The 25347-nt window shown below is 43.4% G+C and carries 27 protein-coding genes and 2 pseudogenes; 9 read left to right on the top strand and 20 right to left on the bottom strand.

Features of this window, described 5'->3' with window-relative positions; translation table 11 throughout:
• Positions 1-29: 29 nt before the first annotated feature.
• Complete coding sequence (locus AC0YOA_RS29010) at positions 30-860, bottom strand: carbohydrate ABC transporter permease (protein ID WP_475789589.1); 831 nt, start codon at positions 858-860, stop codon at positions 30-32.
• Positions 857-1798, bottom strand: coding sequence for a carbohydrate ABC transporter permease (locus AC0YOA_RS29005; RefSeq protein WP_475789588.1), 942 nt, complete (start codon positions 1796-1798; stop codon positions 857-859). The genes AC0YOA_RS29010 and AC0YOA_RS29005 overlap by 4 nt, the downstream gene beginning before the upstream one ends.
• 343 nt (positions 1799-2141) lie before the next feature.
• On the opposite strand from AC0YOA_RS29005, the gene AC0YOA_RS29000 reads away from it, so the two are divergent.
• From AC0YOA_RS29000 to AC0YOA_RS28980, 5 genes are all read left to right on the top strand, one after another.
• Positions 2142-3170: a LacI family DNA-binding transcriptional regulator gene (locus AC0YOA_RS29000; protein WP_475768955.1), complete on the top strand. Its 1029-nt coding sequence runs from the start codon at positions 2142-2144 to the stop codon at positions 3168-3170.
• Between the two features lie 194 nt (positions 3171-3364).
• The gene (locus AC0YOA_RS28995; protein ID WP_475789587.1) at positions 3365-4267 is read left to right on the top strand and encodes a sugar phosphate isomerase/epimerase family protein; all 903 of its coding nucleotides are present in this window, start codon (positions 3365-3367) and stop codon (positions 4265-4267) included.
• A gap of 4 nt (positions 4268-4271) precedes the next feature.
• Entirely contained in the window at positions 4272-5171 is a 900-nt protein-coding gene (locus AC0YOA_RS28990) for a sugar phosphate isomerase/epimerase family protein (RefSeq protein WP_475789586.1), read from the top strand.
• A 36-nt stretch (positions 5172-5207) separates the two neighbouring features.
• Positions 5208-6668, top strand: a complete 1461-nt coding sequence (locus AC0YOA_RS28985) for an ABC transporter substrate-binding protein (protein ID WP_475789585.1) — start codon at positions 5208-5210, stop codon at positions 6666-6668.
• A gap of 571 nt (positions 6669-7239) precedes the next feature.
• Positions 7240-7806 carry a beta-class carbonic anhydrase gene (locus AC0YOA_RS28980; protein WP_475789584.1) on the top strand — a complete coding sequence of 189 codons (567 nt, stop codon included), beginning with the start codon at positions 7240-7242 and terminating at the stop codon, positions 7804-7806.
• 271 nt (positions 7807-8077) lie between these two features.
• On the opposite strand, the gene AC0YOA_RS28975 is transcribed toward AC0YOA_RS28980, so the two are convergent.
• The 5 genes from AC0YOA_RS28975 to AC0YOA_RS28955 all read right to left on the bottom strand — a co-directional run bounded on the left by AC0YOA_RS28975 (position 8078) and on the right by AC0YOA_RS28955 (position 12099).
• A complete protein-coding gene (locus AC0YOA_RS28975; RefSeq protein WP_475789583.1) occupies positions 8078-8635 on the bottom strand; it encodes a DUF1697 domain-containing protein in 558 nt (185 codons plus the stop codon).
• A gap of 22 nt (positions 8636-8657) precedes the next feature.
• The gene (locus tag AC0YOA_RS28970) at positions 8658-8948 is read right to left on the bottom strand and encodes a hypothetical protein (RefSeq protein WP_475789582.1); all 291 of its coding nucleotides are present in this window, start codon (positions 8946-8948) and stop codon (positions 8658-8660) included.
• 52 nt (positions 8949-9000) lie between these two features.
• Positions 9001-9510, bottom strand: coding sequence for a DinB family protein (locus tag AC0YOA_RS28965; protein ID WP_475789581.1), 510 nt, complete (start codon positions 9508-9510; stop codon positions 9001-9003).
• Positions 9511-9596: 86 nt separating this feature from the next.
• Positions 9597-10568 (bottom strand): helix-turn-helix transcriptional regulator, encoded by a 972-nt coding sequence (locus tag AC0YOA_RS28960; RefSeq protein WP_475789580.1) that lies wholly within the window; start codon positions 10566-10568, stop codon positions 9597-9599.
• A 604-nt stretch (positions 10569-11172) separates the two neighbouring features.
• Positions 11173-12099, bottom strand: a complete 927-nt coding sequence (locus AC0YOA_RS28955; RefSeq protein WP_475789579.1) for an acetamidase/formamidase family protein — start codon at positions 12097-12099, stop codon at positions 11173-11175.
• Between the two features lie 501 nt (positions 12100-12600).
• Here AC0YOA_RS28955 and AC0YOA_RS28950 point away from each other — a divergent pair.
• Entirely contained in the window at positions 12601-13812 is a 1212-nt protein-coding gene (locus AC0YOA_RS28950; RefSeq protein WP_475789721.1) for a right-handed parallel beta-helix repeat-containing protein, read from the top strand.
• Positions 13813-13905: 93 nt separating this feature from the next.
• Entirely contained in the window at positions 13906-14052 is a 147-nt protein-coding gene (locus AC0YOA_RS28945) for a paeninodin family lasso peptide (protein WP_210044200.1), read from the top strand.
• Positions 14053-14392: 340 nt separating this feature from the next.
• Here the strand turns inward: AC0YOA_RS28945 and AC0YOA_RS28940 are convergent, their stop codons facing one another.
• From AC0YOA_RS28940 to AC0YOA_RS28920, 5 genes are all read right to left on the bottom strand, one after another.
• Complete coding sequence (locus tag AC0YOA_RS28940) at positions 14393-15409, bottom strand: hypothetical protein (protein WP_475789578.1); 1017 nt, start codon at positions 15407-15409, stop codon at positions 14393-14395.
• Positions 15396-15749 (bottom strand): PadR family transcriptional regulator, encoded by a 354-nt coding sequence (locus tag AC0YOA_RS28935; protein WP_475789577.1) that lies wholly within the window; start codon positions 15747-15749, stop codon positions 15396-15398. The genes AC0YOA_RS28940 and AC0YOA_RS28935 overlap by 14 nt, the downstream gene beginning before the upstream one ends.
• Positions 15750-16334: 585 nt before the next feature.
• Positions 16335-17099 carry a PEP/pyruvate-binding domain-containing protein gene (locus AC0YOA_RS28930; protein ID WP_475789576.1) on the bottom strand — a complete coding sequence of 255 codons (765 nt, stop codon included), beginning with the start codon at positions 17097-17099 and terminating at the stop codon, positions 16335-16337.
• Entirely contained in the window at positions 17096-17845 is a 750-nt protein-coding gene (locus AC0YOA_RS28925) for a PEP-utilizing enzyme (RefSeq protein ID WP_475789575.1), read from the bottom strand. Before AC0YOA_RS28925 ends, AC0YOA_RS28930 begins: the two co-directional genes overlap by 4 nt.
• A 361-nt stretch (positions 17846-18206) precedes the next feature.
• Positions 18207-18716: an AAA family ATPase gene (locus AC0YOA_RS28920; RefSeq protein WP_475789574.1), complete on the bottom strand. Its 510-nt coding sequence runs from the start codon at positions 18714-18716 to the stop codon at positions 18207-18209.
• Positions 18717-19089: 373 nt separating this feature from the next.
• Here AC0YOA_RS28920 and AC0YOA_RS28915 point away from each other — a divergent pair, with 373 nt between their 5' ends.
• Positions 19090-19554, top strand: a complete 465-nt coding sequence (locus tag AC0YOA_RS28915) for a nuclear transport factor 2 family protein (protein WP_475789573.1) — start codon at positions 19090-19092, stop codon at positions 19552-19554.
• Positions 19555-20033: 479 nt separating this feature from the next.
• Here AC0YOA_RS28915 and AC0YOA_RS28910 read toward each other — a convergent pair whose 3' ends face one another.
• The 3 genes from AC0YOA_RS28910 to AC0YOA_RS28900 all read right to left on the bottom strand — a co-directional run bounded on the left by AC0YOA_RS28910 (position 20034) and on the right by AC0YOA_RS28900 (position 22424).
• Positions 20034-20372 (bottom strand): DUF1801 domain-containing protein, encoded by a 339-nt coding sequence (locus AC0YOA_RS28910; protein WP_475789572.1) that lies wholly within the window; start codon positions 20370-20372, stop codon positions 20034-20036.
• A 23-nt stretch (positions 20373-20395) separates the two neighbouring features.
• On the bottom strand, positions 20396-20899 hold the full coding sequence (locus tag AC0YOA_RS28905) for an SRPBCC domain-containing protein (protein ID WP_475789571.1): 504 nt from the start codon (positions 20897-20899) through the stop codon (positions 20396-20398).
• A gap of 190 nt (positions 20900-21089) precedes the next feature.
• Positions 21090-22424 carry an alpha/beta fold hydrolase gene (locus tag AC0YOA_RS28900; RefSeq protein WP_475789570.1) on the bottom strand — a complete coding sequence of 445 codons (1335 nt, stop codon included), beginning with the start codon at positions 22422-22424 and terminating at the stop codon, positions 21090-21092.
• 85 nt (positions 22425-22509) lie between these two features.
• Here AC0YOA_RS28900 and AC0YOA_RS28895 point away from each other — a divergent pair, with 85 nt between their 5' ends.
• Positions 22510-22656 (top strand): hypothetical protein, encoded by a 147-nt coding sequence (locus tag AC0YOA_RS28895; RefSeq protein ID WP_475789569.1) that lies wholly within the window; start codon positions 22510-22512, stop codon positions 22654-22656.
• A 146-nt stretch (positions 22657-22802) separates the two neighbouring features.
• Here AC0YOA_RS28895 and AC0YOA_RS28890 read toward each other — a convergent pair whose 3' ends face one another.
• The 5 genes and pseudogenes from AC0YOA_RS28890 to AC0YOA_RS28870 all read right to left on the bottom strand — a co-directional run.
• A complete protein-coding gene (locus AC0YOA_RS28890) occupies positions 22803-23390 on the bottom strand; it encodes a TetR/AcrR family transcriptional regulator (protein ID WP_475789568.1) in 588 nt (195 codons plus the stop codon).
• A 140-nt stretch (positions 23391-23530) separates the two neighbouring features.
• A complete protein-coding gene (locus AC0YOA_RS28885; protein WP_475789567.1) occupies positions 23531-23839 on the bottom strand; it encodes a hypothetical protein in 309 nt (102 codons plus the stop codon).
• Positions 23840-23980: 141 nt separating this feature from the next.
• Positions 23981-24172 (bottom strand): annotated as a pseudogene (locus AC0YOA_RS28880) (IS256 family transposase); the annotation flags it as partial.
• A 141-nt stretch (positions 24173-24313) separates the two neighbouring features.
• Positions 24314-24497, bottom strand: a pseudogene (locus AC0YOA_RS28875) (sugar phosphate nucleotidyltransferase); the annotation flags it as partial.
• A gap of 51 nt (positions 24498-24548) precedes the next feature.
• On the bottom strand, positions 24549-25347 hold a 799-nt coding region (locus AC0YOA_RS28870; protein ID WP_475789566.1), incomplete at its 5' end, for a glycosyltransferase.

Genomic DNA, 25347 nt, shown 5'->3' with positions numbered 1-25347 from the left:
AGCTAGTTTGTACGATGGAACGGTGCCAGTTAACCTTTTATGGAGCCGTTGAAAATACCACCAATCATATTGCGTTGAAAAATCATAAAAAAGATAACGGATGGAATCAATATAATGGCAATGCCCGCAAATACAAGTGTATTGTCGCTGCCTTCATGCGCAGATAATAAGGTAATTCCAACCTGTACGGTCCTCATTTCTTCTTTGGTAGTGACAAGCAACGGCCACAAATAAGAGTTCCATACACCTACAAAGGAGGACAGCCCTAATGAAATAATGATAGGAACAGATACGGGTATACAAATGCTTGCATAAAATTTGAAATCACCGCAGCCATCCAAGAAAGCAGCTTCTCTTAACGTTCCGGATATGGTCTTAAAACCTTGTCTAAACATAAATACTTGTCCAGCACTAACAAAGAATACAATCATGATTCCTAAATAGCTATTCAACAGATGTAATTTACTAACCGTAATAAAATTCGAAATAAGCAAAGCTTCAGAAGGAATCATCATCGTTCCAAGAATGAAAACAAACATAAATTTACGACCTGGAAAATTAATAAACGCTAGTGCATATGCGGCTAAGGTCGATATCAGTAAGCGGACTAAGGTCACGATTAGCGCAATCATAAATGAATTCAACATGAATCTGGGAATCATCGTATTAAAAAGGACTTCTTTAAAATTTTCTAGATAGGAGAAGCTATCCGGCAATACGGTTGGAGGAAAAGACCCGAATTCCCCTTCGGTTTTAAATCCCGCGAGGATAGCATAAAACAATGGGAATGCCACAATTAATCCAAGAAGTAAGCTTAATACAGTGTTCAGAGAGGTTTTCCATGATCGTTGCATTCTCATTCGTAAACAACCCCTCTTTTTTCATATAAAAAGTTAATAAGCAAAAACACAAGTGTAAGCAAAAATGCACAAATACTCGCTGTACTGCCAATCGTATAATTCAGACTGCGGAATCCTGACGTATACACATAATAAATTAATGTAGAGGTATGACCAAGCGGATTTCCTTGGGTAAGGATCATAACGGGTCCTACGGTTGTCAACCCTACAATAATCTGCGTACAAACGACATAAAACAACGTTGGAGTAATCATTGGAATCGTTATTTTTACCGTTTTTGTCCAGTAGCCGGCACCATCGATAACGGCCGATTCACTTAAGTCTTGCGGAACATTACGAACAGCAGCAAGCAGCAGCATAAAGTCAAAGCCCATCATCGTCCAGACTGAAATCAATACGAGTGACGGAAGTGCCCATGTAGAATCACCTAACCAATTGATGTCGCTCGCGACTCCCAATAAATTCAAAATATAATTTAACAACCCATTGCGAGTCAAAAGGTGTTCAAATATTAAACAGGTTGCCGCCATGGATACAGCCATTGGAATGGAATACAAGAGCTGATAGACGTTAGAAAAAGGTTTTTTCTGTGAAGCAATCAACGCTAGTAATAAGGGACAAATAATAGCCAGCGGAACATACATCGCCGTAAATTTTAAAGTAACGAGAATTGAATTCACAAAATCCTTACGGCTTAAAATATTAATGTAATTTTGCAATCCAACAAAATCGACAATCTCACCTCGTGAATTAACCGTAGATAGACTATAAATAAAGGTCCGAATAAACGGAAAGTAGTCAAATGCTAATATAAACGGGATTATTGGAGCCAAAAATAAATAAGCTTTTAGGGTCTGAATTCTTTTTCTTCGTCTTGCCAGCTGCGCCAGTGATGGAAAGGTGTTCGTTTTCTTAGTAGCACTCGTAAAAGACGTCATATAAAAACTTCCTCCAGCTAGTTATTGACTTCATAATCACCCGAAAAATTGGAAGGTTCCAATTCTTTAGAGTAATGATCCTCCCGAAATTTAAGCTCGCAAACTCCTGACAAGATACACATCGTAAATAAAATCCAATGCACGCGATAAACCCCGCTCCGATGGGATTCAATATACAGGATGCTTTTATTCGGTGTCAACGAATCAATAAATACTTAATATTTAAGAGATGCTTCTCATAAAAATTCGATTCGATCTACACAATATCTTAATTTGAATATTCCATCGTCATCCCTTACGATAAAAACAGTTTTTGGAACGTTCTAATAAAAGGAGCTTGAGGATGAGTGTAACCATTTTAGATATCGCAAAAGTTGCCGGGGTCTCAAAAAGTACAGTTTCACTGGTTATTAACGAAAGTGATAAGGTGAAATTAGAAACGAGACATAAAGTATGGCAAACGATTAATGACCTGGGCTATGTGCCTAATATGGCTGCAAGGGCATTGACAACAAGTCGAACGAAAACATTGGGGCTGATCTTCTTGACTTCAGATGAGACCTCTCTTCCTTATGCTATGGACTCCGTACCCGAAACCTTGCTTTATGATGTTACCTACGGAATCAACGCTTGTTTAAGAAATACAGATTACAGCTTGCTTACTGAACGCTTTTCAGTGTCGGGCCACGCAAAACTGCCTGATTTAATTAAAAACAAACGTGTAGACGGTGTATTTTTAATTGGTGGATTATATGACGATGCCTTTATTAATCTGGTCCTTAAGCAAGGGATTCATGTCGTCATTATAGGACGTCATCAAGAAGGGGTTGATTCTGTTTCTGTTAACGCCAACAAAGTTGGTTATTTAGGAGCAAAATATTTGTTGGAGCAAGGACATAAGCAAATAGCATTTATAAGCGGGCCAGCACATAGTTCGATTTCTCAAGACAAACAAAATGGCTTTGCGGCAGCTGTTGCCGAACTAGGCATCAGCATGGAGCAAATTTATTTCATGCATTCGCCGTATACAGGTTTGGGTGGATATCAAACGTTGAAACAATTGTGGAATGATGGAGTTAAGCCAACTGCCATTTTTGGCGGCAGTGACGGAATCACTGCAGGAATCATTCTTTTTTTATACGAGCAGGGAATTTCTGTACCTAAAGATATTTCAATTATTAGTTATGAAGAATCGCTGCTTTCAACACATGCTCCCTTTTCTTTAACCGTAATTGATGGACATAAAATACAACTGGGTGAAATGGCATGCATGACGATGATTAACCGTATCAAAAAGCAAAATGCACAAGAAGTAACATTAATTATCGAGCCCTCATTTATTTTGCGAAACTCAGTCAGATCCTTAATTTAAAAATAAATAGAATTCTTTTAAGGAGGTGGTGATGTTAGCCGTCCAAAACGCGATGTACGACTCGTAATTATAAATCCAATGCTATGACGATAAAACTTCGATAACTATTTTTATCCCGCTGCGGTAATCTTTCTTTTTCACATGTTCAAGTGAAGAACAATTAAACAATTCTAAAGATAGTGGAGGAGAAAACCATGCGTTTAGCAACAATGACAAGTCTATTTCGAGAAAAAAGAGGCGCCGATGATCACATCAGCTATATTGAATCTATCCAAAGATGCAAAGATACAGGCTTCTCTGTGCTGGATTTCAATATGTGCGCAATGATCCATAATAAAACCGAATTAAATGGCCCCAATTGGGAAGCCGAGCTTGAAAAAATCAAAATTGCCGCACAAAATTTGGGTGTTGAATTCTCTCAATCACATTTACCTTATTTGCCCGGAAATAAATTGTTCCCGGCAGGTTCCGAGGAAGAAGCATTCTTTAATGAGATCACTTGGCGCTCTCTGATCGTAAGCCATGAGTTAGGTGTAAAAGCTGCTGTTGTTCATCCTTTAACAGAGCAGGTGTTTGAAGAGCATAATGAAGAAGCAAACTTAAATTTGAACCATCAATTCTACGATTCTATAGTAGAAGAAGCTGCAAAACGGAATGTAAATATCGCATTTGAAAATATGGTGGATACAAATATCAAACGGCGCTTTGGTTCAATCGCAGAGGAGCTCATTACATTAGTTGACTCTTTTAACGATTCACACGTAGGTGTTTGTTGGGATATTGGACATGCAAACCGCATGTATAAAAGCCAAGTTCGCCCGCTTCGTCTTCTAGGTGAAAGAATCATTGCCCTTCATGTCGATGATAATTATGGTTTGACAGATGACCATTTATTGCCTTTCTTAGGGAATATCGATTGGGAAACGATTATGTCGCTGCTTACAGAGATTGGGTATAAGGGCGATTTCGTTTATGAGATCAAAACGAACAATTACATGCCGGATGAACTTAAAAATGTGACTGCTGAATTTTGTTACAAAGTTGGGGAATATTTACTTTCTCTGGGTAAGGCCCCTAAATCCGGAGAGGTCAAGTAATCTTATGAGATTAGTGACATCTACAAACTTGTTTGGAAAAGGCCGCAACGGACGTATGCATACACCGTATATCGAATCTGTTAGGCGCTGCAGACAGGCTGGATTTAAAGTTTTGGATTTTAGTTTTGTCGAATTTTTCTTCACCCGAACAGAGCTGTGGGAAGAGGATTGGCAAAATGAAATTTATATGATCCGGAATGAAGCGGAACGACTCGGTGTGACGTTCTCACAATCCCATTTGCCTTACAACCCAGGATATATGCCGACTTGGAAAAATGAAGAACAACGACTTTTATACGTAAAACACATGGAACGAAGTATTCTTGCAAGCAGTATGCTGGGTGTTTCATGGGGTGTTGTTCATCCATTTACTCAATGTGAGGAAACGGAATTTGACGAGGAAGCAAGTATACAATTTAACCATCAGTTTTACGCTGATTCGATTGAACTGGCTTTTAAAAATGGTGTTGGTATTGCATTTGAAAATATGATTGAATATCCAGAACACCGTAAATTTTCTGCCCGTGCCGAAGAATTAGCAGCATTAGCAGATTCTTTTAACGATAAGCGAATTGGTGTATGTTGGGATTTTGGTCATGGGCATCGTATGTATCGAGACTTATCTCGTCCGGTAAAGGTTTTAGGCAACCGCTTAGTTGCTCTTCATGTTAATGATAACACGGCAATATCTGATCAACACTTTACACCCTTTATGGGGACTGTTAACTGGGAAGAGGCTATAGATGCACTATGGAGCATTGGCTATTCAGGCGATTTTACTTATGAAATTTATGGTTTAACAAAGCAAATGCCTGAAGCTTTGAAAGATATATCGGCAAGCTATGCTTATCAAATCGGCAACTATTGTGTCGACAGATTTCATGCCCATGCAGCTAAATTATAATGTTAAAAATCTTATATACAAGGAGCTTAATCAGACATGAATAAATGGTTATCTAAAGTTTTTGGCATTGCATTAGTTCTCTCTTTAATTGCGGGATGCACGTCAGGAGCTTCTACAAACTCATCTAGTAACACTAATGCGACGACCCCAACTAATGCCGCAGCTACGGGAGAAGCATCCTCATCGGTCGTTCCAACAGATGGAAATTTATTGCCAAGTAAACCTACAGAAGTTATCTTTTGGCATTCGATGACGGGTGAGGCTGCAGAAATGATTGAGAAAACTGCAAAAGAGTACAATGAGTCGGTCGGTAAAGAAAAAGGAATCACGATTACGCCTACCTTCCAAGGTACTTATGATGAAGCATCTACCAAATTAGCGGCAATCCTGCAATCCGATTCTCAAAAGGAACTGCCGGATATTATGCAGCTAAGCTCTAAAGGGATTTTTGATGTAAAAAATTCCGAATATATTGTACCTGTTCAAGATTTTATCGAGCAAGATTCTGAAGGGATTAACTTAAATGATTTGAATCAAAATGCAATGCAATATGCCATGTATAATGATAAGATGCTTGGCTTGCCATTCTCTAACTCATCGATCATGATCTATTACAATAAAGATCACTTCAAAGAAGCGGGCTTAGATCCGGAATCACCGCCGACAACACTAGAAGAGTTAGCTGCAGCGGTAGATAAACTGGCTGTCGTTGAGAAAAATAAAACTACTCGTTACGGTATTGGTATTAAATTGCGTTTCTTCCTGCTCGGAACATGGATTCCTATGCAAGGCGAGAACAAATATATTTTCAATAACGAAGATGGACATTTAGATACACCAACTAAGCTTTCGATGACTAGTGATGGTACACTCGAAACCTTGTTAACAGAATGGGAAAAGGTTCTTGCTACTGGCGGTGTAGAATACACGGATACTTCTCCGATGGCAGGATTTCAATCCGGGTTGTATTCCATTATGCCAGCATCCACTGCATCTATGGGGAGTGTAACAAAAAACATCATTGATGCCGGATTATTTGATGTAGGGGTAGCGGAATTGCCTCGTCTAAATGAAAACAGCACTACAGGTACAGGAGTTGGCGGATCCGCCGTTTATCTCTTTGACCGCGGCAACAAGGATTCCATTCTTGGTGCCTGGGATTATTTGAAATATTTAGCTACACCTGAAGTATCGGCAGAATGGTTTAAGAGTACTGGTTACTATCCAATGAATAACCAAGCAATGGAACTGGAAGGAACGAAACAATTTTTAGAAAAGAACCCGCAATTTAATATTATCCAAACCATTATGGAGCATTCTAAAAATTACACGAAATATTTAGAACCATGGGTACCTTCTTTCACTGATATGGACCAGCTTATCCAAGATGAAATTATTAAATTCAGCAACGGCAGTCAGGATATGGCAACGACAATTTCGAATATTGATTCCTCAACGAATCAATTGCTGCAGGACTGGCATACTGCTAATCCGTAAGGATCCAATATTTCAGCTAAGGTAATTAAGCTATATCCTTTATTTCGTTGAACCCCGAAGAGCTCACTTAAATGTGATCTATTCGGGGATTTGTTAATGATATAAGATAACACTATGAGTGCTTTGAACAACCGCACAGAACCGTAAATAGTTCACTGGAATATTGGTATTCGGTCGACGAGGCTACTACAAGCTTTCGAACCTGCCCTTCAGTCCCGTCCACATTGAAATTTTGGTAGGCGCTGAGGCTCCGGACTCCTTCCCATTGTTCGCATTCACCGTTTGTGCAACATGCGTTTACTGGTCGATGTCGATCCCGATGACCAGGTGCTCGGCAGTAATTTTTTCAATGAGTTGTTTTTGTATGTTCTGCGATTTAAACTTTATAGTGGAGCGTCCTCCTGGTCCACGAAGAGCTAACTGGGGTGATTTTTAAAAATGAATCCCGGTTCTTGTTCCGAACCGGACACCGATGGTTCTTAAAAAAAGGGCCAAAAGGGAATTTTATGGTTGCAGCACATATTGCGCCGGGACCCGGAGTGAACAATAATAAAAAAAAGGAGTGGCTAACATGCTTTTAGATGAAATGCTCGAGCACAACAGAAGGTTCGTCGATAATAAGGAATATGAAAAATATCAAACTTCAAAGCTTCCCAACAAGAAGTTAGTGGTTGTATCCTGCATGGATACCAGGCTAACGGAATTGCTGCCAAAGGCGATGAATTTACGAAATGGGGATGCCAAAATTCTTAAAACAGCCGGTGCGGTTGTTTCTCACCCTTTTGGCAGTATTATGCGAAGCATCATTGTTGCCATTTATGATCTCAACGCCCACGAAGTTTGCGTTGTAGGTCACCACGACTGCGGTATGACCCATGTAAATGCAGCTGAAACTACAAGAAAGATGATCGAGCGAGGAATTTCCGAACAAACGATTACCACTTTGAATTATTCAGGAATTAAAATAAAGGATTGGCTACGCGGGTTTGATTCTGTTTCGGAAAGCGTTCACCAAAGTGTTGAGGTGATTCGAAACCATCCGTTAATCCCTAAGGATATTCCAGTTCACGGCTTGGTTATTAATCCCGAAACCGGTGCTTTAGACATTATTGAAGATGGCTATAAGCATCAGCCATAAACATAGTGGAGGACACTCTTGTTCTGAAGTTATATCCAATAAGATAATACTGTAATTTAGTTACATCTTCTTAGCGGGCGGTGTCAGTTCGCTGGTACTACCCATAGCTAATAAACGAACAAGAAGCACCCCAAATTAGAATCATTAGATTTAAATTTGGGGTGCTTTGGATCTCCATCGCTTTTGACGTGGTGGTGAGCGTTTCCTTGACCTGCAAACCCGTACCGCCACTTGTATTCAACTGCTGGACTCGGGTCCAAGTACACTTCAGTTACACCCCTTCTTTCTCGATTGCTGCCAGCATATGCTGATATATTTTTCGCGTCGTATTTAAATTCCTGATCGTCATTTGTTGATACATTTTTGTACCAACCAATTTTGTCATACCTATTTTATTCACGTTTATTTTTTCTATCGCCCATAGGATCGCGCCCGGAGCGTACTTCACTGTTTCGATCTCCGGTTTTATGGCCAGCTGGTCGAGTACGGATTCGTCATTGATATCTTCCCATAGGAACAGGACGTCGCATCTCATTTCGTCATTGTTTATCCATGCTTCGGGAATCGAGGATATCACTTTCCTCATGTCTTCCAAGCTAAGGACCAGCACCTTGATTTGCAGTCCGAAAGTTTCCAGAATAGCTTTTTCGAGAATTTGCGCTATATCCTTTTTGGAGTTGCCGGCGGTTGTAAAAATGATATTCCCCATATTGATATAAGTAACGGCGTTTTTCATACCGGCTTGCTCGAATGATTTTTTAAGTATTTTCATATCTACTTTGTTATTTCCACCAACATTGATTCCGCGAAGCAAAGCAGTATAGACCATAATTCCCTCTCTTTTGTCGCTATTAGCTTATGTCTTCAATGACTGCAATTCCATCTATTTCAAGAAGACAAGACGGACGCGAGAATTCTGAAACAAATAAAACGGTGACCAAAGGCGGGTGATCTAACATACCGGCCGTCTCCTGAAAAGCCTCGTAACCAATCCTGGGGTCACTTCCGCTAACTAAATAGATATTGAGCTTGACCAGATTGGCGAAACTTGCATTTTCAGAAGCTTCAGTAATTGCTTGACTAAATGCTGTTGATTTGAATATACCCTCCGGATTTTTATACTCCATTTTAAAAGAAGACATCGGGTTTCCTCCTTAGTAGGAAGTTGACAGAATTCGGAACAGCTTACCGCGGTCATTCCTGTCGTTTCATCAAATAATACATATAATCAGTTGGAGTCCCGCCATACCCTTGCTGCCTCAGCATCGCTGTCACATTGCCCCGGTGATACGTCCCGTGGTTGACTACATGCTGCAGGATCTCAGAGAAATGCGTATCGATTCGGCCGTACTGCGGATGCACGATCGTCATCGCCTTGTCCGGATCGGACGTACGCCGCAGCAACTCTCGAAATTGTTCGGCGAGGCAGGCGAAAAGCTGCCGCATCTCGTCCACAGATTTATCCTTCGCTTCCTCCGTCCAACCCTGGATCTTCGGAAAAATGTCCTCGTTCGGAACTTTCGCTAGCACAGACATGTAGATCTGTTCGAACAAGTACATATGCCCGAACGTTTGCGATACGGACGGGAACACGCTCGTCACTTCCGCATGGAACACATGCACCGGAAGCTGCTCCAAGCAGGTGAAGAACTGATTATTTGCCCACACATGATACTCGTACAATTTTTTCGGGTTTTGAGTCATGGATGAAATCACATTCCTTTCGTATGGCTGCCGCAACCTTGTCTCTATCGTATACCAGATTTGCTGACAACCGTTGTCAGGGGAGTTCAATCGGGAGCGTCTTCATAATGTTTTGCTATTCCATATGCCATTTCCTGAATTCGACGCCTCAGCTCCAGCGGCTCCCGAATGCGAATGGTCGTTCCGAATGTCACCAGATACTTCGGAAGATACTTGTTCATCGTCGGGATATCGAGCAGAAATCGCGCTTCTCGATCGGTCCGCTCCGTCAAATAGTGGCGCAAATGCCAGTGACCACAAACCGCCTTCATCGTGTCGGGATCTCCCTCGATACAGATGACCGTCAGAGGTCCGTCCGCCTCCCGTACCCGTTCGGACTGGTCGCGGAAATAGACGGCTGCTGAGAAATGCTCCGGCTTTATGAATCCCGATCGAGTCGGCTCCAGTCGTTCGATACGGTCCACTCGGAAAGTCCGTACCGCCTTCGATCGATGGCAGAACGCGACAGCGTACCACTCGTTCTGGTCGTAAGCCAACCCGTACGGATCAACTTCACGCTCGTTAGCTTGCTCTGCATTTACTTTGCGATAGGTCATGCGCAATGTTTGTCCGTCCATCGCCGCCTGCTCCAGGTCCCGTAACAACAGAACAATGGAAGGCGGTCGTGCCGGAGAAATTACATCCAAGCCGCTCGTGTGACGGGGCAAATCGTGGCGCTGCTCTTCGTGCAGCCCGTTTTCCACCTTCTTCAACACGCTTCCCAGCTCCTCCGTATAAGGATAGCCGGCGCCTTGCGAAAATTTAAACGCGTCCGCGAGCGCCTTCAGCTCTACGAGGGTGAAGAACAATGGCGTCTCCTTGAAGGTTTCCAGAATGCGAATGCCGCCGTCATGTCCCGATTCTGCGACGACCGGCACTCCGCTTGCGCATAAGGCGTCGATATACCGGTAAACGGTACGGATGCTAATCTCCAAGCTGTCCGCGATCTGCGCGGCGGTGTGCTTCCTTCCGGATCGCAGCATCCAAAGCATGGACAGCATGTTATCCCATTTCGCCATCAGAATTGACCTCTATTCCTACATAATCTTTTTTTAATATTTCCTCGCGGTTGAAATATACCAGTGACTATATATGTTTCTCTACCCGGACGTCATCATGTCCAGAGTTGGACTAAATCCCTGGTATGTAACTATTCACGTTATAGTTGTGAAGACTCATATTATTTTCATCGGCTCCATAAATATAAAAGAAGAGCTCTTGCGAGCTCTTCCTGACTGTGGTTCATTGAATATGGCCTTCGTTATCCATCATTTTATCACTTCTATCATTTGGTTTAAAGGGGAAAAGATATTAAATTGCAATAGTTCAAACCACCTATTATAAGGTGGTTTGAACTATTGTTAATTATTCATTCCTTACCGATCTCGAGCTTTCCCCCATAGAGAAAACAGCCAACTACAAAGAGATAAAACAAACCTTTAACGCTTAGAATTATAGGTTGACTGCCAACGTACTGATTAACAAACCCCGAATCCGAAGACGGAACCATAATAATCAAAGAGCCGATTGTTTGAATGATAAGATCATTTCGCATACCACTGGGGACAGCATTTATGTATGCACGGGTCATCAGTACAGCCGCAATAAAAATATCACTACGGGTTAATTTGCTCTCTTTGAAGGAAGCCAACGTTTTTTCATTTTGCATACCATCGTATAGGCAGGATTAAAAACATTGCCTACCTCGTATTCCACGCACTGACCCATTAATTGACTTGCTTCCTGTACGCTTAAGCCATAGCCGTTCTCATTGGTCAGCCAGCGAAGCATCTCCGTCGATGCATGCTGAAGGGCCTGATCAAGAGGTCTGGCGTTTCCTACCGTAAAAATCGAATCCTCCGACTCTCCGCGCGGCCAGCCGATCGTTTGCCCTTTGAGCAATGAAAGCGAGAATGTCGTATCCATTGAAATTTCGAGCCCTGTGCCCACGATTTCGCCGTCCCCTTGCACGGCATGGCCATCCCCGAGATGAAAGAGCGCACCTTGGACGAATACAGGCAAGTAGATGGTCTCGCAAGCTCCAAAGCCTCTGTAGTCCATATTGCCGCCGTATTGACCGGAGGTTGCGGTACCGATAGCCTGGCCCAACGCCGGAGCGACGCCGAAGCAGCCGAAAAAGGGAGCAAGCGGAAGCTGCAAGCCAGCTATCATTTCAGATTCAAGCTCCGGCCGAGCCGTCCGGCTCTCGGTATTGATCTTCCATCTCTTTGTTTCCGCTTTAGGAAGGTTTGGAAAATAGGACGGATCGACGACATTGGGAGCAAGAACATCCATCGACCATGCCCACTCGCGGTTCGGCACAATCGATTCGAAGCGGACGACAAGCGTGTCCCCGGGCTCCGCGCCTTTCACATAAAACGGTCCGGTCATCGGGTTACCCGCCATCGCAGCCGAGTTTCCGTATCGATCCCATCCTCGGGCGTCCACCGTCGAGGTCGTTATCCGGTCGCCGTCGTTGACGGTCAGTACAGGCTCATGCGAGCCGATCGTATTCCAATACCTGCTTGGCGCCAACTCATGTACAACCATTCAATCACCTCAGTTTCAAATTGTTTTTGATCCTTTAAGTATACTCCCATTAAGAGTAAATTCCACTTCATTGAGAATGAAAAAATTTTAAAAATATAAGAAAGTACAGATTTATACTTTGCTTATATTCTGAGGGGAAGAAAACGACTTCGACGCTTCCTTTTCATCGAATCAGCTTGCATTACTAGCAGTTCTGTTCTACAGGTTGAGGTTTTTATTTGATGTTTGAAAATCTTGAACATGCACCGAGACCTGCTTTACTATTGTTTTCTTAAAAAAAACTCATTTGATAGAAGTGATATCTCAAATTCATTATATGCTACAATTGGTATCATCAATTTCATTTAATGATACATAACGTATCTTTTATATAAGCTGTTGTCTTTTCATGAGATCATTCAGAACGTTTATGCAATGGACAAGACATCTAAACATTGGAGGTAATCAAATTTGATTAGAAATCGCTTCGCAACCCGTGTACATCCGCTCTTTTTGTTTCCTATGGCTGTCTCAGACAAACTTCCGTCTTCCAACTTACCGGACAGACAGCTGACAGTAACAATAAGCAAAAGAAATAGATTTTATCTTTATATACTTGCGGTCCTTTGTCTGCCACTTGCTTTTTCCTTGACTGGCCTTAACCAAACGTTCCCTCCATTCGATGTTAATAATCCCAACTATTCTCCCAACAATAAGCTCGCGGCAGCCGCTGCTCCAGCCATCAGGGATGATACTCCGGCTATTCAAAAAATGATCGATGAAACGCCAAGCGGAGGCAAAATCGTCATCCCCCCGGGAGTTTATAATATTAATAAAAATCCGGAGCATATTGTTTATACGGATTATGGGAAAAGCTATTCCGCTTTAAAGATCACTAAGCCTATTACCATTGTAATGGACAACGTCACATTTAAAACCTCAACGGCATATGAATACGGGGTTTTCTGGATATATAATACTTCAAATGTGCATCTGAAAGGTGGAAGCTTAATAGGTAACGCAATGCCAACGGATGGTCATTACATGTCCAGAGTTGCCGTCCTCGTCCAGAAAAGCAAAGATTGTTTGATTGAGAATATGGCGATGATGAATTTCTCACAAGGCGTTAATTTATACAAATCGGATAAGTGCATAGTCAGGCACAACGTTACAGAAAGCAACAGTGGTTCCGGTATTATCAGCATGCAATCCAAAAACTCCATCATCGATTCCAATACCATCCGAAATTCCGGCGACGGACATCTTTCACTGTACGGTGGAGGAGAATACAATACGGTTTCCAATAACACGGTTTCCGAGAATCGCGTAAACAAAAGCGATCAGCAGGGGATTTCGGTGGAAGCGGAAAAGAACAGCTCGATAATAGGCAACACGGTTACAGGCTTCTACTATGGCATCGATATTAAAAATGGTTCCAGCTATTGCAATATCACACAGAACACGGCCACAAACAACAGATATAACATCGCTCTGCGGACGGGTGATCCCAACAGCAAACTAATGACGAGCCACGGTATTATTATTTTCAAGAACAACGCGATGAATCCCCGTAAAGGAGAACCGAACGCCGGAATATACGTTTCCTATGCGGGAGGCGGACATATTATACAAGGAAATACAACCAACGAAGGGAAGCTTATTTATGGCAGTACAGTCGTAGAAGAAGATATGAAAAATATATTTGTTAATTTTGCAGCCAATATCCTGAAATAAGAAGGACCGGCCGTGCCCCTTTGGCGGCGTTGTACTGCCACTACTGAGTACGATGAAAGACTGTAAGAAATCACTTTGAAGGGAGGTGATAACATGGAACAACAAGTGAAGAATGTCTGGGAACAGCCGACCCTGGAAACGCTGCAAGTGAGCAGAACGCTGGAGGGAAAAGGCATGAAGTACATTGACGCTGTTTCTCCGAGCGACCTTGATATTACCGATACGCCTCCGGTCTCGTAATGTGTACTTAACCTGAAGCACGTCCAAGTCCCCTATACATTTTTGTATAGGGGCATTTTTTTCATGACTATTCAAGGCGTTATTTACGGTGAAGGTTTGGGTAGATTCGCGCATTGAAGGATTAGGATTGTGATCGTTAAGTGGTCATAACTCAAAACCAAAAGAGGAGCTGCCGCGCGGCAAGCTCCTCACTAACGTACCTGTTAGCTTAACGTTTACGGCTGCCCGATCTAAGCCTATTGAATCTTAGCAGCTGCATAGGCTGACCGGCACTTCGTGCTGGCGGCATTCCACTCCAACAGCCGAGAGGAAGCCAGCCCGATCAAGGCATCGATACACATTATGAGATCTGTTTGATCCGAAATGCTTTAACAGCCATGAAGATAACGTGTACGGCAATAACTAATCCTATCAGATAGATTAAACCTTCATTGATACGATCCCAAATCTCACTCACTCTTTCAAATGCCTCGCTGCGGAGCGGCGTTATACCGGATTGCGCGAGTTGCTGCATAAAATCGGAATTCCATATCGCCATATCCGAGAACATGAACAGCGCGAGGACGAAATAGAAAATATTGAGCAAGATTTCAAAGCCGACCAGCCTTACTGTCCACTTCCTTGAAATCATCATCAAGATATCTTTCAAGATGCTTAAGGCCAGCAGGATCCATATTATCGGCAGGAACCCGCGAAACACTTCTTCATTGAAGAATGACACAACCGTCGAATAACCGCCGTCCTCAAACCTCCATACACCAAAAAGGTCGATTGAGAAGGTAAACAGCACGAAGAATAAAACGGTAATGATTATGCTTGCTATAGGCTCGGCACGCTTAATTCGAATCCGACGATCAGGCAGGGCTGGTAATTCAGACAGTTTCCAGTCATGGGCGATTCCCAGCTTCCTTTTCTTAGCATTTACAACCTCTATTATGACAAACATGATCGTCACCCAGGCGAAGCCTTGAACGCAACCCACGATAAGGAAGGAAGCCAGATTGCTCACCAAATGGTTAAGGACTTGCGATGGATTCATGAACGTTTCAATCGTGAACACGACTGCCATTGCAACTGCAATCGAGATAATTACCATCTTGAGAACGGACAGATAGGTCGAAAAGATTGCCGGACTAATCAGATATCTCTTATCTCCCCTGTACCTTTCAGATAATTCACTCGGATTCCCCAGTTCAAGAAGCACCTCTTCCACATCCGTCCTGGTCGCTTCTCTACCTTGGACGCGCTCCTCAAGCATATCCTCGATTAAACCCTTCAGCTCTTTCTCTATATCCGTCCTCTGCTTCTCAGGCAAGTTTTGCGTCACCGCAAAAATGTATCTTTTAACTAACTCCATCCCCATCGTCTCCTCCAATCAAATTTTCAAGGCTCATGTTCATGCTCCTCCATTCTAGACAAAGCTGCCGGTAAACTTCCTTCCCTATAGAACTGAGCAAATAGTACTTCCGAGGGCGAGTTTCATTGGTGTCCCATTTGCTTTCAAGCAATTGCTGCTTCTCCAGTCTGCGCAAGAGCGGGTACAGGGTGCTTGGATCGATGTTAATGCCCTTCTCCTCCAGGATGGAGACCAGGGAATAACCATACTGCGGTTCAGATAATTGACTGAGCACGCCGATAATAATCGTTCCACGCCGCAACTCCTGTGTTAATCCGCTGATCGTTTCATTGATATCCATTTATTTCATCAACTCCTGATTACATCATACTGTATGTCGCACACTGTTGTAAATGGTGTAATAACACTTATTTTATAATATTTGATTTTAAGCCATGTACGACACGCGTATGTGATGCTTGAAGAAAAATTCAATATATCTAGTCCTATATATTTCAAACAATATAAAGCGAAAAGGCCGGGATCCTCAAGATGAGAAAGTCCCGGCCCTTTATATGATGTACAGACCATACGAGCGTCTGCTCGATTGGGGTGGCCATTATCATAGCCCCGTTGTTCAGTTTCTGGATGTAAAGAAGAGCTTGAACCCTACAAAACACGGGGTCAGCATCTAATGAATTTACACTATTTAACACGACAGCAAGAATCTCGTCTTACTGGACGCGGCAAATCCGCCTCATGGTGCTTGGAACAAATATCAGTAACCTGAACTTCTCCCCCCGCGTAGTGCCCGGACTTCTGTAAGGCTTCCACGTTGCTGTAAGTCAAAAAAGCTCGATTAAAATGATTGTTTCACTGCTTCACAAGCAAGAAATGCTAACTGTTCTTTAAGCTCCCACTACTTTTGTTCTGATAGAAAAGAGTGTCAACAGGTAATCGGCCTGCACTGGAGCAGATAGAGCTTCTGCTGAACGAATGCCCACTCGATATCGAGCTCCCTGCCAAATACATTTTCACAACACGTTGCTAACTGATGAAGTTTTTGAAGTTCTATTTCATTTAAACAAATCTTATTTACGTTTAGATCCGTCTTATTGCCTGACCTTTGTTCAAGGATTTGACCCACCCTGCTTAATCGAAAAAAATCAGGTATAATTCGCCCGGATGCAATCGACTCACCAAGCCCCCAACTGGCTTCTATAATTCTCTCGTCTGCTTTAGAGACGGGATCTTGAGTAAAAAGGATACCCGACACCTTTGCAGATACCATTTTTTGAAGAAGGACTGCCATCTTGGGAATTTCAGTTATCCCGAACCTTTCATTGTAAACCTTCACTCTCTTGGAAAAAACCGATTCTCGGACAGCAATTATCGCTTCTTCGATCGCCTGGACAGTAGCTGCGTTTAAGCAGGAAATATATTGCCCTGCATAGCTTTTGTTCTGACTATCTTCGCCGACAGCGGACGATCTGACGGCAATCGGCCCCAGCTTACTCAGAACCTGATGCAGCTCTTTTTCCAAGGAGATTTCGCCCGATTCAAATTGATTAAGAAAGGAGTCGGATATCACAAATCCTTTAGGTACGGGCAGCTTGTGTTGAATAGCAAGATTTAATTGCGACGCTTTCCCTCCAAATTCACACGGATTTACGGCATCCTCTAATGGTACCAAGTACCGATAACGATTCATTGGATCACACTCACTACAATTCCTGAGGTCGCGTCCAAACGAATTTGATCGCCATCCTTGATGGTTGTCGTTGCAGTTTGACATCCTACGACGCAAGGAATATTGAATTCTCTGGCTAAAATCGACGCATGGCAGACGACTCCACCACGGTCTGTAATAAGACCGGAAATCAGATGGGCTACCTCAATAAAATCGGGGGTTGTCATCGTTGTGACAAGAATATCCCCTTTTTTTATTTTATTAAAATGTTCTTTATTTAAAGCAATACAGGCCCGTCCTTGAGCACTTCCTCTAGATGCCGGGGTACCGCTGACTAGAAATTCCTCTTCAACATTCAAGTTGTTATCATTTTGGCGAACTTCTTGCCGTTCATTCAATAAATCGCGAAGCTCCTTGCTCCAAGTGTTGTTTTTGGCCCATTGTCCTTGCTTGATTCTCAGTTCTGATAGCGTTTGCCATACATGCATTTCAAAGATCGCTTGATCAAAACACATAATTAGGTCAAACGAAGCCATTTCATCCAATCTTTTCAGGGCTAATATATATTTGGCCTTTGAATAAGGCAAATGGGTTGCAAAAAACTCCAATATCTCCCTTGTCGCGTTAATGGCTTCGCGCATTTGTGATTCATTTTCGGTTGTACGATCCAGCTGATAGTTGTATATGCTCTGATAAGCATTCCGTAATATGGGTTTGAAATTTTCAAGTACCTCACCGTAAGCGATTCTGATCTTATTGAAAATCATCTACCCCTTTCATTGTTTTATGGAACGCAAAAAAGACCATGGCATCATCTGATCATTAGTTATTATGAAAAGATTTCTCCGATTAGATGAGCGCGATGAAACAATTGTTTGTTCAAAGATCATAATTTGAGTTGTATTCATTGCACTTCACCCCTTTACATATTTGGTAATTCAAAGCTACCACATGCCACAATTAAAAGTAAATCATTTCCTCTGTATCCTGGAATGCCAATTCTAAGCAACGATCTTGTCTCAAGATGGGTTCAATTATGAAGTCAGAACCAAATCACCTGGACCGAAATAATGAATATGTATCAATACTGACGATGCTAGCAAAGAGCCGACCGTGAGCGCCCGTAAGTTACTGTCGTTGGCGTTTATTTTCTTCGCTTTGACGGACGATCTCGTCAACGACGTGCTCGATCGGTGCGGTGGCGTCGATTATAATTCCGTTTTTCGGAATGTCTTCTTTCGTTTGGTGCAATCGCGCAATGAGTTCCCGTTCCGTTTTCTTTCCGCCCCACTCATTTTCCGGTCGCTCGTCAAGCCGCCGGTTCAATGTGTCAAGGTCGACCTCGAGGACAAACACGCCGTCAAATAGATCTATGAATTTCGAAAAGTTCCTAGAACCACCGCAGAAAAATGTTACCGCCTCATGCTGATTGGCGACTAAAGCTTTTACTTTATCTACATGCCAAATGTGGTGCTCGTGCGTGACGCCATCCGTCCGTGTACCCGTTTCCGGATCGCCTTGATAAGCCAATTCACGGTCACCATTAATGGCATGGTAGCCGCGCCGCTGCAATTTTTTGCAAACCGAAGTTTTGCCGGTGCCGGAAACGCCTTCAATCAGATAATTCCTAATGCCCATGGCTTGACCCTCCATTCAACTGGATAAGCACAATATATTGGATATGTCTATCTGTCGTTTACTGCCCTTTACTTCAATAATCCAAAGAGGATCTGCCTCGAAGCAAGCTCCTCCACTATCGTACCCGTTAGCTCAACAAACAAAGGTACTCCATGCACATCTTATATTCATCTAAAAAAAGATGTATTGGTTATCTTCACTTTGTTCCTTTCTGCCCAATCAGCTAAATCTGCTGCGCATTTCTCTTCGTCCTTCGCAAACCTAAAACACATATGCATCAGGCACATCTGTGAATGTAATAGCAACATTTCGAAACTTCTCATGATCTATAATTAAGTATGTATTGAAAAATGATGAATGGAGGAATTTATGAATGAATAATGCATTTAGCGACAACAACACAAAGGCAATGGAAATATTAAACCGGATGTTTACTGCTGAGATGGAATTTATGCGCTCTGATGGAAGCGATTTTAGTGGTATTAAATCAGTCTTTCACCCCGACATCGTGGTGCATGAACCAACTTCGCTTCCTTATCCTGGCGATTGGCGTGGTTATGAAGCTCTTGGAAGACTCTTTAAAATTATGCATAATTCGTGGAACTCCATGAATACCGAGAACATGCTTGCGACACTTGACGGTGACACCCTTTTTATGGGATGTACTTTAGTGGCGACTGCAAGACATTCTGAAATAGAAATCCGGCTACCTTTCGCCCAAATCCTAAAAATAAAGGACAATTTAGTAATTGAAGGATTTCCATACTATTTCGACACTGTCGCTATAAATACAGCACTTGGTTATAGTCAGGATAATGTTAAAGAAGACATAGCTTGATTCGATTTTGCGAGAAAGAGAATGAGAACAACCTGCGGTGTTTGTCGCCCGCGAACTCGAAGTCAGTTACCCCACGGCTTGGTTGATGCTGCACAAAATTCGTAAAGCCATGGCGGATCGCTTGCCAGTGCGATAAACAGCAGCATTGCCCCTCTTGCCAAATCTGGCGCCAGCGCTCGATCAGCTTTCCACATAGGTCCCTTTACCGCATCATTCAAGACTAAAGAATTAATATTGGTCGCTTGTATGGATAATCAACCTCCTTTCATTTGAAATAAAAAGAGAGTGAAGAGCCGCGGCTTCACTCTCTTCATTTGGAACACTCCAGAATATTAACGCTATCCGGACAAGTTACAGCCTCCTAATAGGAGGCCCAACCCTCTTCATTTCTTGCAAATAGTTGACTAGACGATCAAATCGTTCCTCCCACGTGCATTCGACGTCGCCGTATCCATATAACCCCTCCCCCATTATCCATGTTACAGCGATTTGGACGCTTTCGACAGAAGGCTGGACAATTGTGCTAAATCAGGTATAGCCCCTTCACGCAATTTGATCCATTTCCGTTCTGCTGGTCCTTCAAAGCCTTTTGGAAACTCAACGTCAGCTGCATTCATAATCATGAATGCAATTGCATCCTTCGAAGGCGAAATAACCGCTGCAAATTGCCCGTTTTTTAGAAAATGTGGCTTCTTGTATTGAATTTTTTCTTCCACTCCATGAATCGTCTCATGAACCATCTGCCGCAGCTTGCCGCTCAGTTCAATTTGCCATTGTGGATTCAGATTTTCAATAAATGTGGTCACTTCTTGATTCATTTTATTCATTCTCCTTTCGTAAGCTATTTAGCCTGCTGAATCATTGCCAAGTATTCAGCATAGCGTTCCATGGATGCAATTGCGCCTTGCTCCGCACCGGAAGCAATGGAACCTTGAAGGGCTTCAGCAGATGCGTATTCCGTGCGCATAGTCAGTTTGGTTAGGCCCACATCAAGTTGTTCGAACGAGTCGAATATGAGGGATTCATGCTCGTTATACGGGGCCATATCAAAAATCATGGTGTAGTTCAGCCGTTCAGGCTTGGCAATCTCGCGATATGTGCCAGTGAAAGGAAACTCGGTCCCGTCTTGGCCACGTTGAACGTATCGATAGGTACCGCCAACGCACAAATCGATCTCGCAAGCGAAAAGAGGTACTCCGCCATATCCCCACCACCGGGCCACATGCTCCGGCTTTGTCCAGGCATCCCATACCAGCTCTCGCGGCGCTTGAAAAATGCGTTCGACGATCAGTGCTTGACCTTCTACTCGAGTTGTTGCTTTTGCTGCATGTTGATTCATATTCATATTAATCTCCTCCTAATAATGGTATGGGTTCTCCAGGGGGAACCGAATAAGGCTGAATGAAAACGTAACGGAAGATGTAATGAGCACCGCTCTCTGGGAGCGTTGGAAGACACGCGTTAGCACCAATTTTTCGACTTAATTTTCTGCCATCAAGTCCTGCTATTCCGGAAATTGAAGTAGTGCCCGAGAATTACTCTTCTTCTTTGGAAGCATCCAGAAATCGGGTGAATATGGCAACAATCAAATCCGTATTCTCCATTAAGGTCACATGAGTCGTACCGGGCAACACAGCCAACTGAGCTTTGGGAAGGCCAGTCAGGTCTCCAGCTACACCACCTCCAAGCAGCTTAAACATCTCCAATGCATGTTCGGGACGAACATTGTCAGAATCCCCAATGACAGTGAGTACGGGAGCTTTAATTGATTTGATCAGAGGCGTCCAATCTAGCTTTACGCTACCCATCGCCTTGATTTTGTTAACCAGCTTGGGGAAATCTTCCGGACGCGGTGCCAGCTTTTTATATTCCTCTTCAATTGGGGTGCCTACGAAAATTTCCGGCGTGATGAAATCCATCATTCCATTAACCTCATCGTACATGCCGTCGCTCTTAAACGTCGACGAGGCTACTACAAGCTTTCGAACCTGCTCCGGATGCCGGGCAGCCATTTGAATTCCGACTGCACCACCTAAGGAATGGCCGATTATATCGGCATCCTTAATCCCGATTTGATGCAGGAGCTCAGCCACATCGTCGGCCATCTGCTCGCTGCTTAACGGACGGTCAATGTCAGCGGTACGTCCGTGACCTTGCATTTCGAGAGCAATCACCTGTCGGCTCTCGGAAAGTTTGGGAATGAGTGTGCCAAACGCGGAGTCAATAGACATAAATGCGCCATGGAGCAAGACGACCGGATGCCCGCCCGTGCCATGGATCTCATAATACATGTTGAGCCCATTCACTGTGGCGTAATGACCGCGTTTCTCTTTTGATTGCTGCGACTCGACAAATTGAATGGTTTTATATAACCACAATGCTGCTTCTCCCCGAGTCATGGCCTCGTTATTTAGGTTCTCGAAGAAGGCGGGATCGCTTAGGTCTAACCCTTTGATGCCAACGGCTTTTTTCAGCAACTCCGCATATAGCTGCCTGGACAAATCAGCGTTTGGATTAACCTCACTCGAAAGCTCCAATCCGTTCACACGTGCGATTACAAAGGAATCGCTATACCATGCGTGATTGGAAATCGTATGAAAAAAATCTGTGGCGACCGGCTTTTTACCCGATCCGGTCTGATCAAGTTTCAGATTCAAGCCTTTCACAATTAAATTGACACCTTGTGCAACACTGGCTTTCTCACGCGGTGCAAACTGGCTACTTGTGATGCCGGATACAATACCTCGATCCTTTAGCTGAAGAATGGCTTCTCGTTCAGCATCATTTAAATCGGTGAAAGCTAACACGGGTCTGCTGGCCAATGCTCCGAGCAACACGACGGCAACTATCAGGAATGTCAACTTCTTCAAACCAACTCACTCCTTTTTCATATGTTTTCGGTTCTTGCCTTGAATATACCCTAAAAGGAATATTCCTGTCAAGGAATATTATATATTGAAATTAACCACTATCGCCTTGAATGCGCCTGAGCGCGAAAGCTGGCCAAGGATATATATCCTTGGAGCGTACGTCACGGCTTATGTCATGTTCAAGTGGGTCTCGGACGGCTCGACGCGTTGGGTTCTGCCGAATGCGAAGTAATAGAGGCCATGGAGTCGTGAGTGTGAGCAGGAGGATGCGCATCAGTCGGTCTCCTACTGTCTTCATCTTCGTCGACTGATTTTTCATGAAATTCCATCCTTTCAAATATGACCGTCAGTACTTACTGAAATAATGGTCATAAAAAACTAGGGAGCTATAGCCCTAGCTAACATCTTCACACTCACCTTCATAAAGGGTCCGAGGGTGATATTTGGGTAGTTCTCACCGGCTTCCAAATCATTGATGAAAGCGCCGAATTGCGCCATTAAAAAAGTAAAAGCCTCCATCTCCGGATTTGAGCAAATGATCTTGCCTTTTTCCTCCATCGTGGTCAAGTATTTCGTCAGAAATTCTAACAGCTGATGAGGGTGCTGCATTTTTCGTTCCTTGAACCCGGGCAAATGAGCCTCATCTTTGATACTGATCAGGATCAACTTCCGATTTCGGTTCATAATCTCGTGATATTTTCTGCAAATGGTATAGAGGTCTTGTTCCAACTCCCATACAAGTTTTTCCTCAAAAAGCAACCGCATCTCTTCGGCGTAGTGAAACCGGTCGAGAGCCGACTCAAGGAGGTTCCGCTTGCTTCCGAAATGACGAAACAGCGTCTTTTCACTTAAACCGGCAGTAGTGGCGATTTCCTCCGTAGTTACGCCGTTATAGCCTCTCTCCGAGATTAGGTCTATAGCAGCTTGTAAGAGTCTATCCCCAGTTCCCATTTTGTCGTTTTTCATGATAAGCTTCCCTTCAAAAATCAAATGTCTGTCAGTGGTTACTGTCATTTTAGGCCAATCTTTTCCTCCTGTCAAGTTGGAAGTTCTCAGAATGTCTGATGAAAATAAAGTTTTATACTTGAATGCTTAATATTACGGGCTTAAAGAAAAAGAAAATCATCAATTGCAGCATCGATTTCGATACCCTGAATTGAGATGTCATGAATGTAGAAGTCAGAACCGCCTGGTTTAATCGGAATGGTTCCAGTTATACCTTCCAGCCAAGTGTTAAAATTGGCTGAAAAACCGTCCCTGAAAATAAGGGTTACATCATTATCATAACTAGTTGGGTCACCATACGCCATACGAACCACATGAGATGCATGGTCATAAGACAAGATCTTTAACTTTGCATCAATATAATCTGAATCAAGCAGTTGTTTCATAATTGTGCCGCTGCTTGCTCTCATAAACCCAACCTCCCCCAGCTAACTGGAGCAGTTGCTACCGGCAAACTGCTCCAAGATGCTTTGAACTAACGTATCCGTTGGCCGTTGGGTCTGTCAAATCTTTTGTGTAAACTCTTTTTGAAGGCTCCCCCGAGGGGGGATTTATCGTAAATGCTGCCCGATGCGATCCGGATAGAAGACAGAGAGCTGCAGGAGCATTTGACCCCAGTTTTGAACACGGCCAGTCCATTTACGCGTATCATCCATGGTGGCCAGATAGAGCATTTTTAGTAACGATTCATCCGTTGGAAAGATGCTTTTTCCCTTCGTCACTTTGCGAAGCTGACGATGGTAACCCCCGTCGTCAGGCTTAGGCGCTGAGCAAGTTGTTCTGCCGTCATCGCTCCTTCCTGCAACAAAATTGAGACCATCCTCAGATCACTTATTCCCAGCTGAAAATCCCCGTGGATAAAGCCCCTGTACGATTCGTTATACGACAACATCTCCTAAACGCTCTTTTCCTGTTACGACAAGAATTTCATACCGGCTTGCTTTAATTTAAAAACCGGATGGAATATCATGGGATATCTACACCGACTGGCAATAAGTGTTTATTCGTCACTTTGGTTAGTGGAAACAATCTGGATCCTGTCCCGCCTGCGAGAATAATTCCCTTCATTAATATCTCCCTTATCTCCCCGGTCATCAATATAGGTTGACAAGGATAATATTATTTGGCATCTAACTCGGCGACGACATTCGCGATGGCCGTGAACGGATCAAGGGCAGCATATTCCGCCTTCAATCTTTGTGCATTCGCTAAGAATTCCGTCTTAGTGAGTACGTTAAGGACCGCCTCCCGAACCGCCTCTGGCATCGGTGTTTGGGTTTTGAGATTGATTGCGGCACCAGTATGGGCCGTGCGAGCGTTACCCTCAATCTTATCTTCGGAAATGCCAGCCAATACCATCGGCACTCCGAAACTTAACGCCTGCTGCGTCCCGCCAAAACCACCGTTTGTGACGAGAACATTGGTATGCGGAAGGAGATCGACGAAAGGAATGAATTCCACGACGCGTGCATTGGCTGGTACGTTTTTGACTTCATTCTTGCTGCCTGTCGCCGCAATAACTAGAACGGGCAGGTCAGCTAGCGCTTCTAGTGTTGGATCAATGAGATGAGTGAAGTCACCGTTTGCTACTGTTCCCTGTGTTACAACGACAACTTTTTCAGCTTCTAACACATCCGACCACCATGCTGGCAATTTAGCATCTACGGAAGGAGGGGTAGGAAGCGCACCGATGAAGCGGACGCTTTCGGGCAGGTCTGATCGCTTATAGCTCAGTTCCTCTACAGACAACTGAAGATAGCTGTCCGCACGTACGCAACTGTCAAGAAGGTATGACATTTCCCCGATCGCTCCTAGATCCGTTAACACCTTTTCATAGAGCTTCTGTGCATCCCCGAATATGGTATTTTTCATTAAGCCATTAAGGTCGATGTTTCGTGCACGGCCCTCTTCTGAGCTA

The organism is Paenibacillus sp. JT22N12, from assembly GCF_056269365.1.
This window is presented reverse-complemented; position numbering and strand designations above follow the sequence as displayed.

Excerpts from the sequence above, each read along its gene's own strand:
- AC0YOA_RS29005 (WP_475789588.1), bottom strand. The coding sequence starts at position 1,798 with ATGACGTCTTTTACGAGTGCTACTAAGAAAACGAACACCTTTCCATCA.
- AC0YOA_RS28975 (WP_475789583.1), bottom strand. The coding sequence starts at position 8,635 with ATGGTCTATACTGCTTTGCTTCGCGGAATCAATGTTGGTGGAAATAAC.
- AC0YOA_RS28990 (WP_475789586.1), top strand. The coding sequence starts at position 4,272 with ATGAGATTAGTGACATCTACAAACTTGTTTGGAAAAGGCCGCAACGGA.
- AC0YOA_RS28970 (WP_475789582.1), bottom strand. The coding sequence starts at position 8,948 with ATGTCTTCTTTTAAAATGGAGTATAAAAATCCGGAGGGTATATTCAAA.
- AC0YOA_RS28945 (WP_210044200.1), top strand. The coding sequence starts at position 13,906 with ATGGAACAACAAGTGAAGAATGTCTGGGAACAGCCGACCCTGGAAACG.
- AC0YOA_RS28885 (WP_475789567.1), bottom strand. The coding sequence starts at position 23,839 with ATGAGAGCAAGCAGCGGCACAATTATGAAACAACTGCTTGATTCAGAT.
- AC0YOA_RS28940 (WP_475789578.1), bottom strand. The coding sequence starts at position 15,409 with ATGGAGTTAGTTAAAAGATACATTTTTGCGGTGACGCAAAACTTGCCT.
- AC0YOA_RS28915 (WP_475789573.1), top strand. The coding sequence starts at position 19,090 with ATGAATAATGCATTTAGCGACAACAACACAAAGGCAATGGAAATATTA.
- AC0YOA_RS28890 (WP_475789568.1), bottom strand. The coding sequence starts at position 23,390 with ATGAAAAACGACAAAATGGGAACTGGGGATAGACTCTTACAAGCTGCT.
- AC0YOA_RS28925 (WP_475789575.1), bottom strand. The coding sequence starts at position 17,845 with ATGATTTTCAATAAGATCAGAATCGCTTACGGTGAGGTACTTGAAAAT.
- AC0YOA_RS28965 (WP_475789581.1), bottom strand. The coding sequence starts at position 9,510 with ATGACTCAAAACCCGAAAAAATTGTACGAGTATCATGTGTGGGCAAAT.
- AC0YOA_RS28920 (WP_475789574.1), bottom strand. The coding sequence starts at position 18,716 with ATGGGCATTAGGAATTATCTGATTGAAGGCGTTTCCGGCACCGGCAAA.
- AC0YOA_RS28960 (WP_475789580.1), bottom strand. The coding sequence starts at position 10,568 with ATGGCGAAATGGGATAACATGCTGTCCATGCTTTGGATGCTGCGATCC.
- AC0YOA_RS28995 (WP_475789587.1), top strand. The coding sequence starts at position 3,365 with ATGCGTTTAGCAACAATGACAAGTCTATTTCGAGAAAAAAGAGGCGCC.
- AC0YOA_RS28935 (WP_475789577.1), bottom strand. The coding sequence starts at position 15,749 with ATGGATATCAATGAAACGATCAGCGGATTAACACAGGAGTTGCGGCGT.
- AC0YOA_RS29000 (WP_475768955.1), top strand. The coding sequence starts at position 2,142 with ATGAGTGTAACCATTTTAGATATCGCAAAAGTTGCCGGGGTCTCAAAA.
- AC0YOA_RS28910 (WP_475789572.1), bottom strand. The coding sequence starts at position 20,372 with ATGAATCAAGAAGTGACCACATTTATTGAAAATCTGAATCCACAATGG.
- AC0YOA_RS28985 (WP_475789585.1), top strand. The coding sequence starts at position 5,208 with ATGAATAAATGGTTATCTAAAGTTTTTGGCATTGCATTAGTTCTCTCT.
- AC0YOA_RS28950 (WP_475789721.1), top strand. The coding sequence starts at position 12,601 with ATGGCTGTCTCAGACAAACTTCCGTCTTCCAACTTACCGGACAGACAG.
- AC0YOA_RS28955 (WP_475789579.1), bottom strand. The coding sequence starts at position 12,099 with ATGGTTGTACATGAGTTGGCGCCAAGCAGGTATTGGAATACGATCGGC.
- AC0YOA_RS28930 (WP_475789576.1), bottom strand. The coding sequence starts at position 17,099 with ATGAATCGTTATCGGTACTTGGTACCATTAGAGGATGCCGTAAATCCG.
- AC0YOA_RS28980 (WP_475789584.1), top strand. The coding sequence starts at position 7,240 with ATGCTTTTAGATGAAATGCTCGAGCACAACAGAAGGTTCGTCGATAAT.
- AC0YOA_RS29010 (WP_475789589.1), bottom strand. The coding sequence starts at position 860 with ATGAGAATGCAACGATCATGGAAAACCTCTCTGAACACTGTATTAAGC.
- AC0YOA_RS28905 (WP_475789571.1), bottom strand. The coding sequence starts at position 20,899 with ATGAATATGAATCAACATGCAGCAAAAGCAACAACTCGAGTAGAAGGT.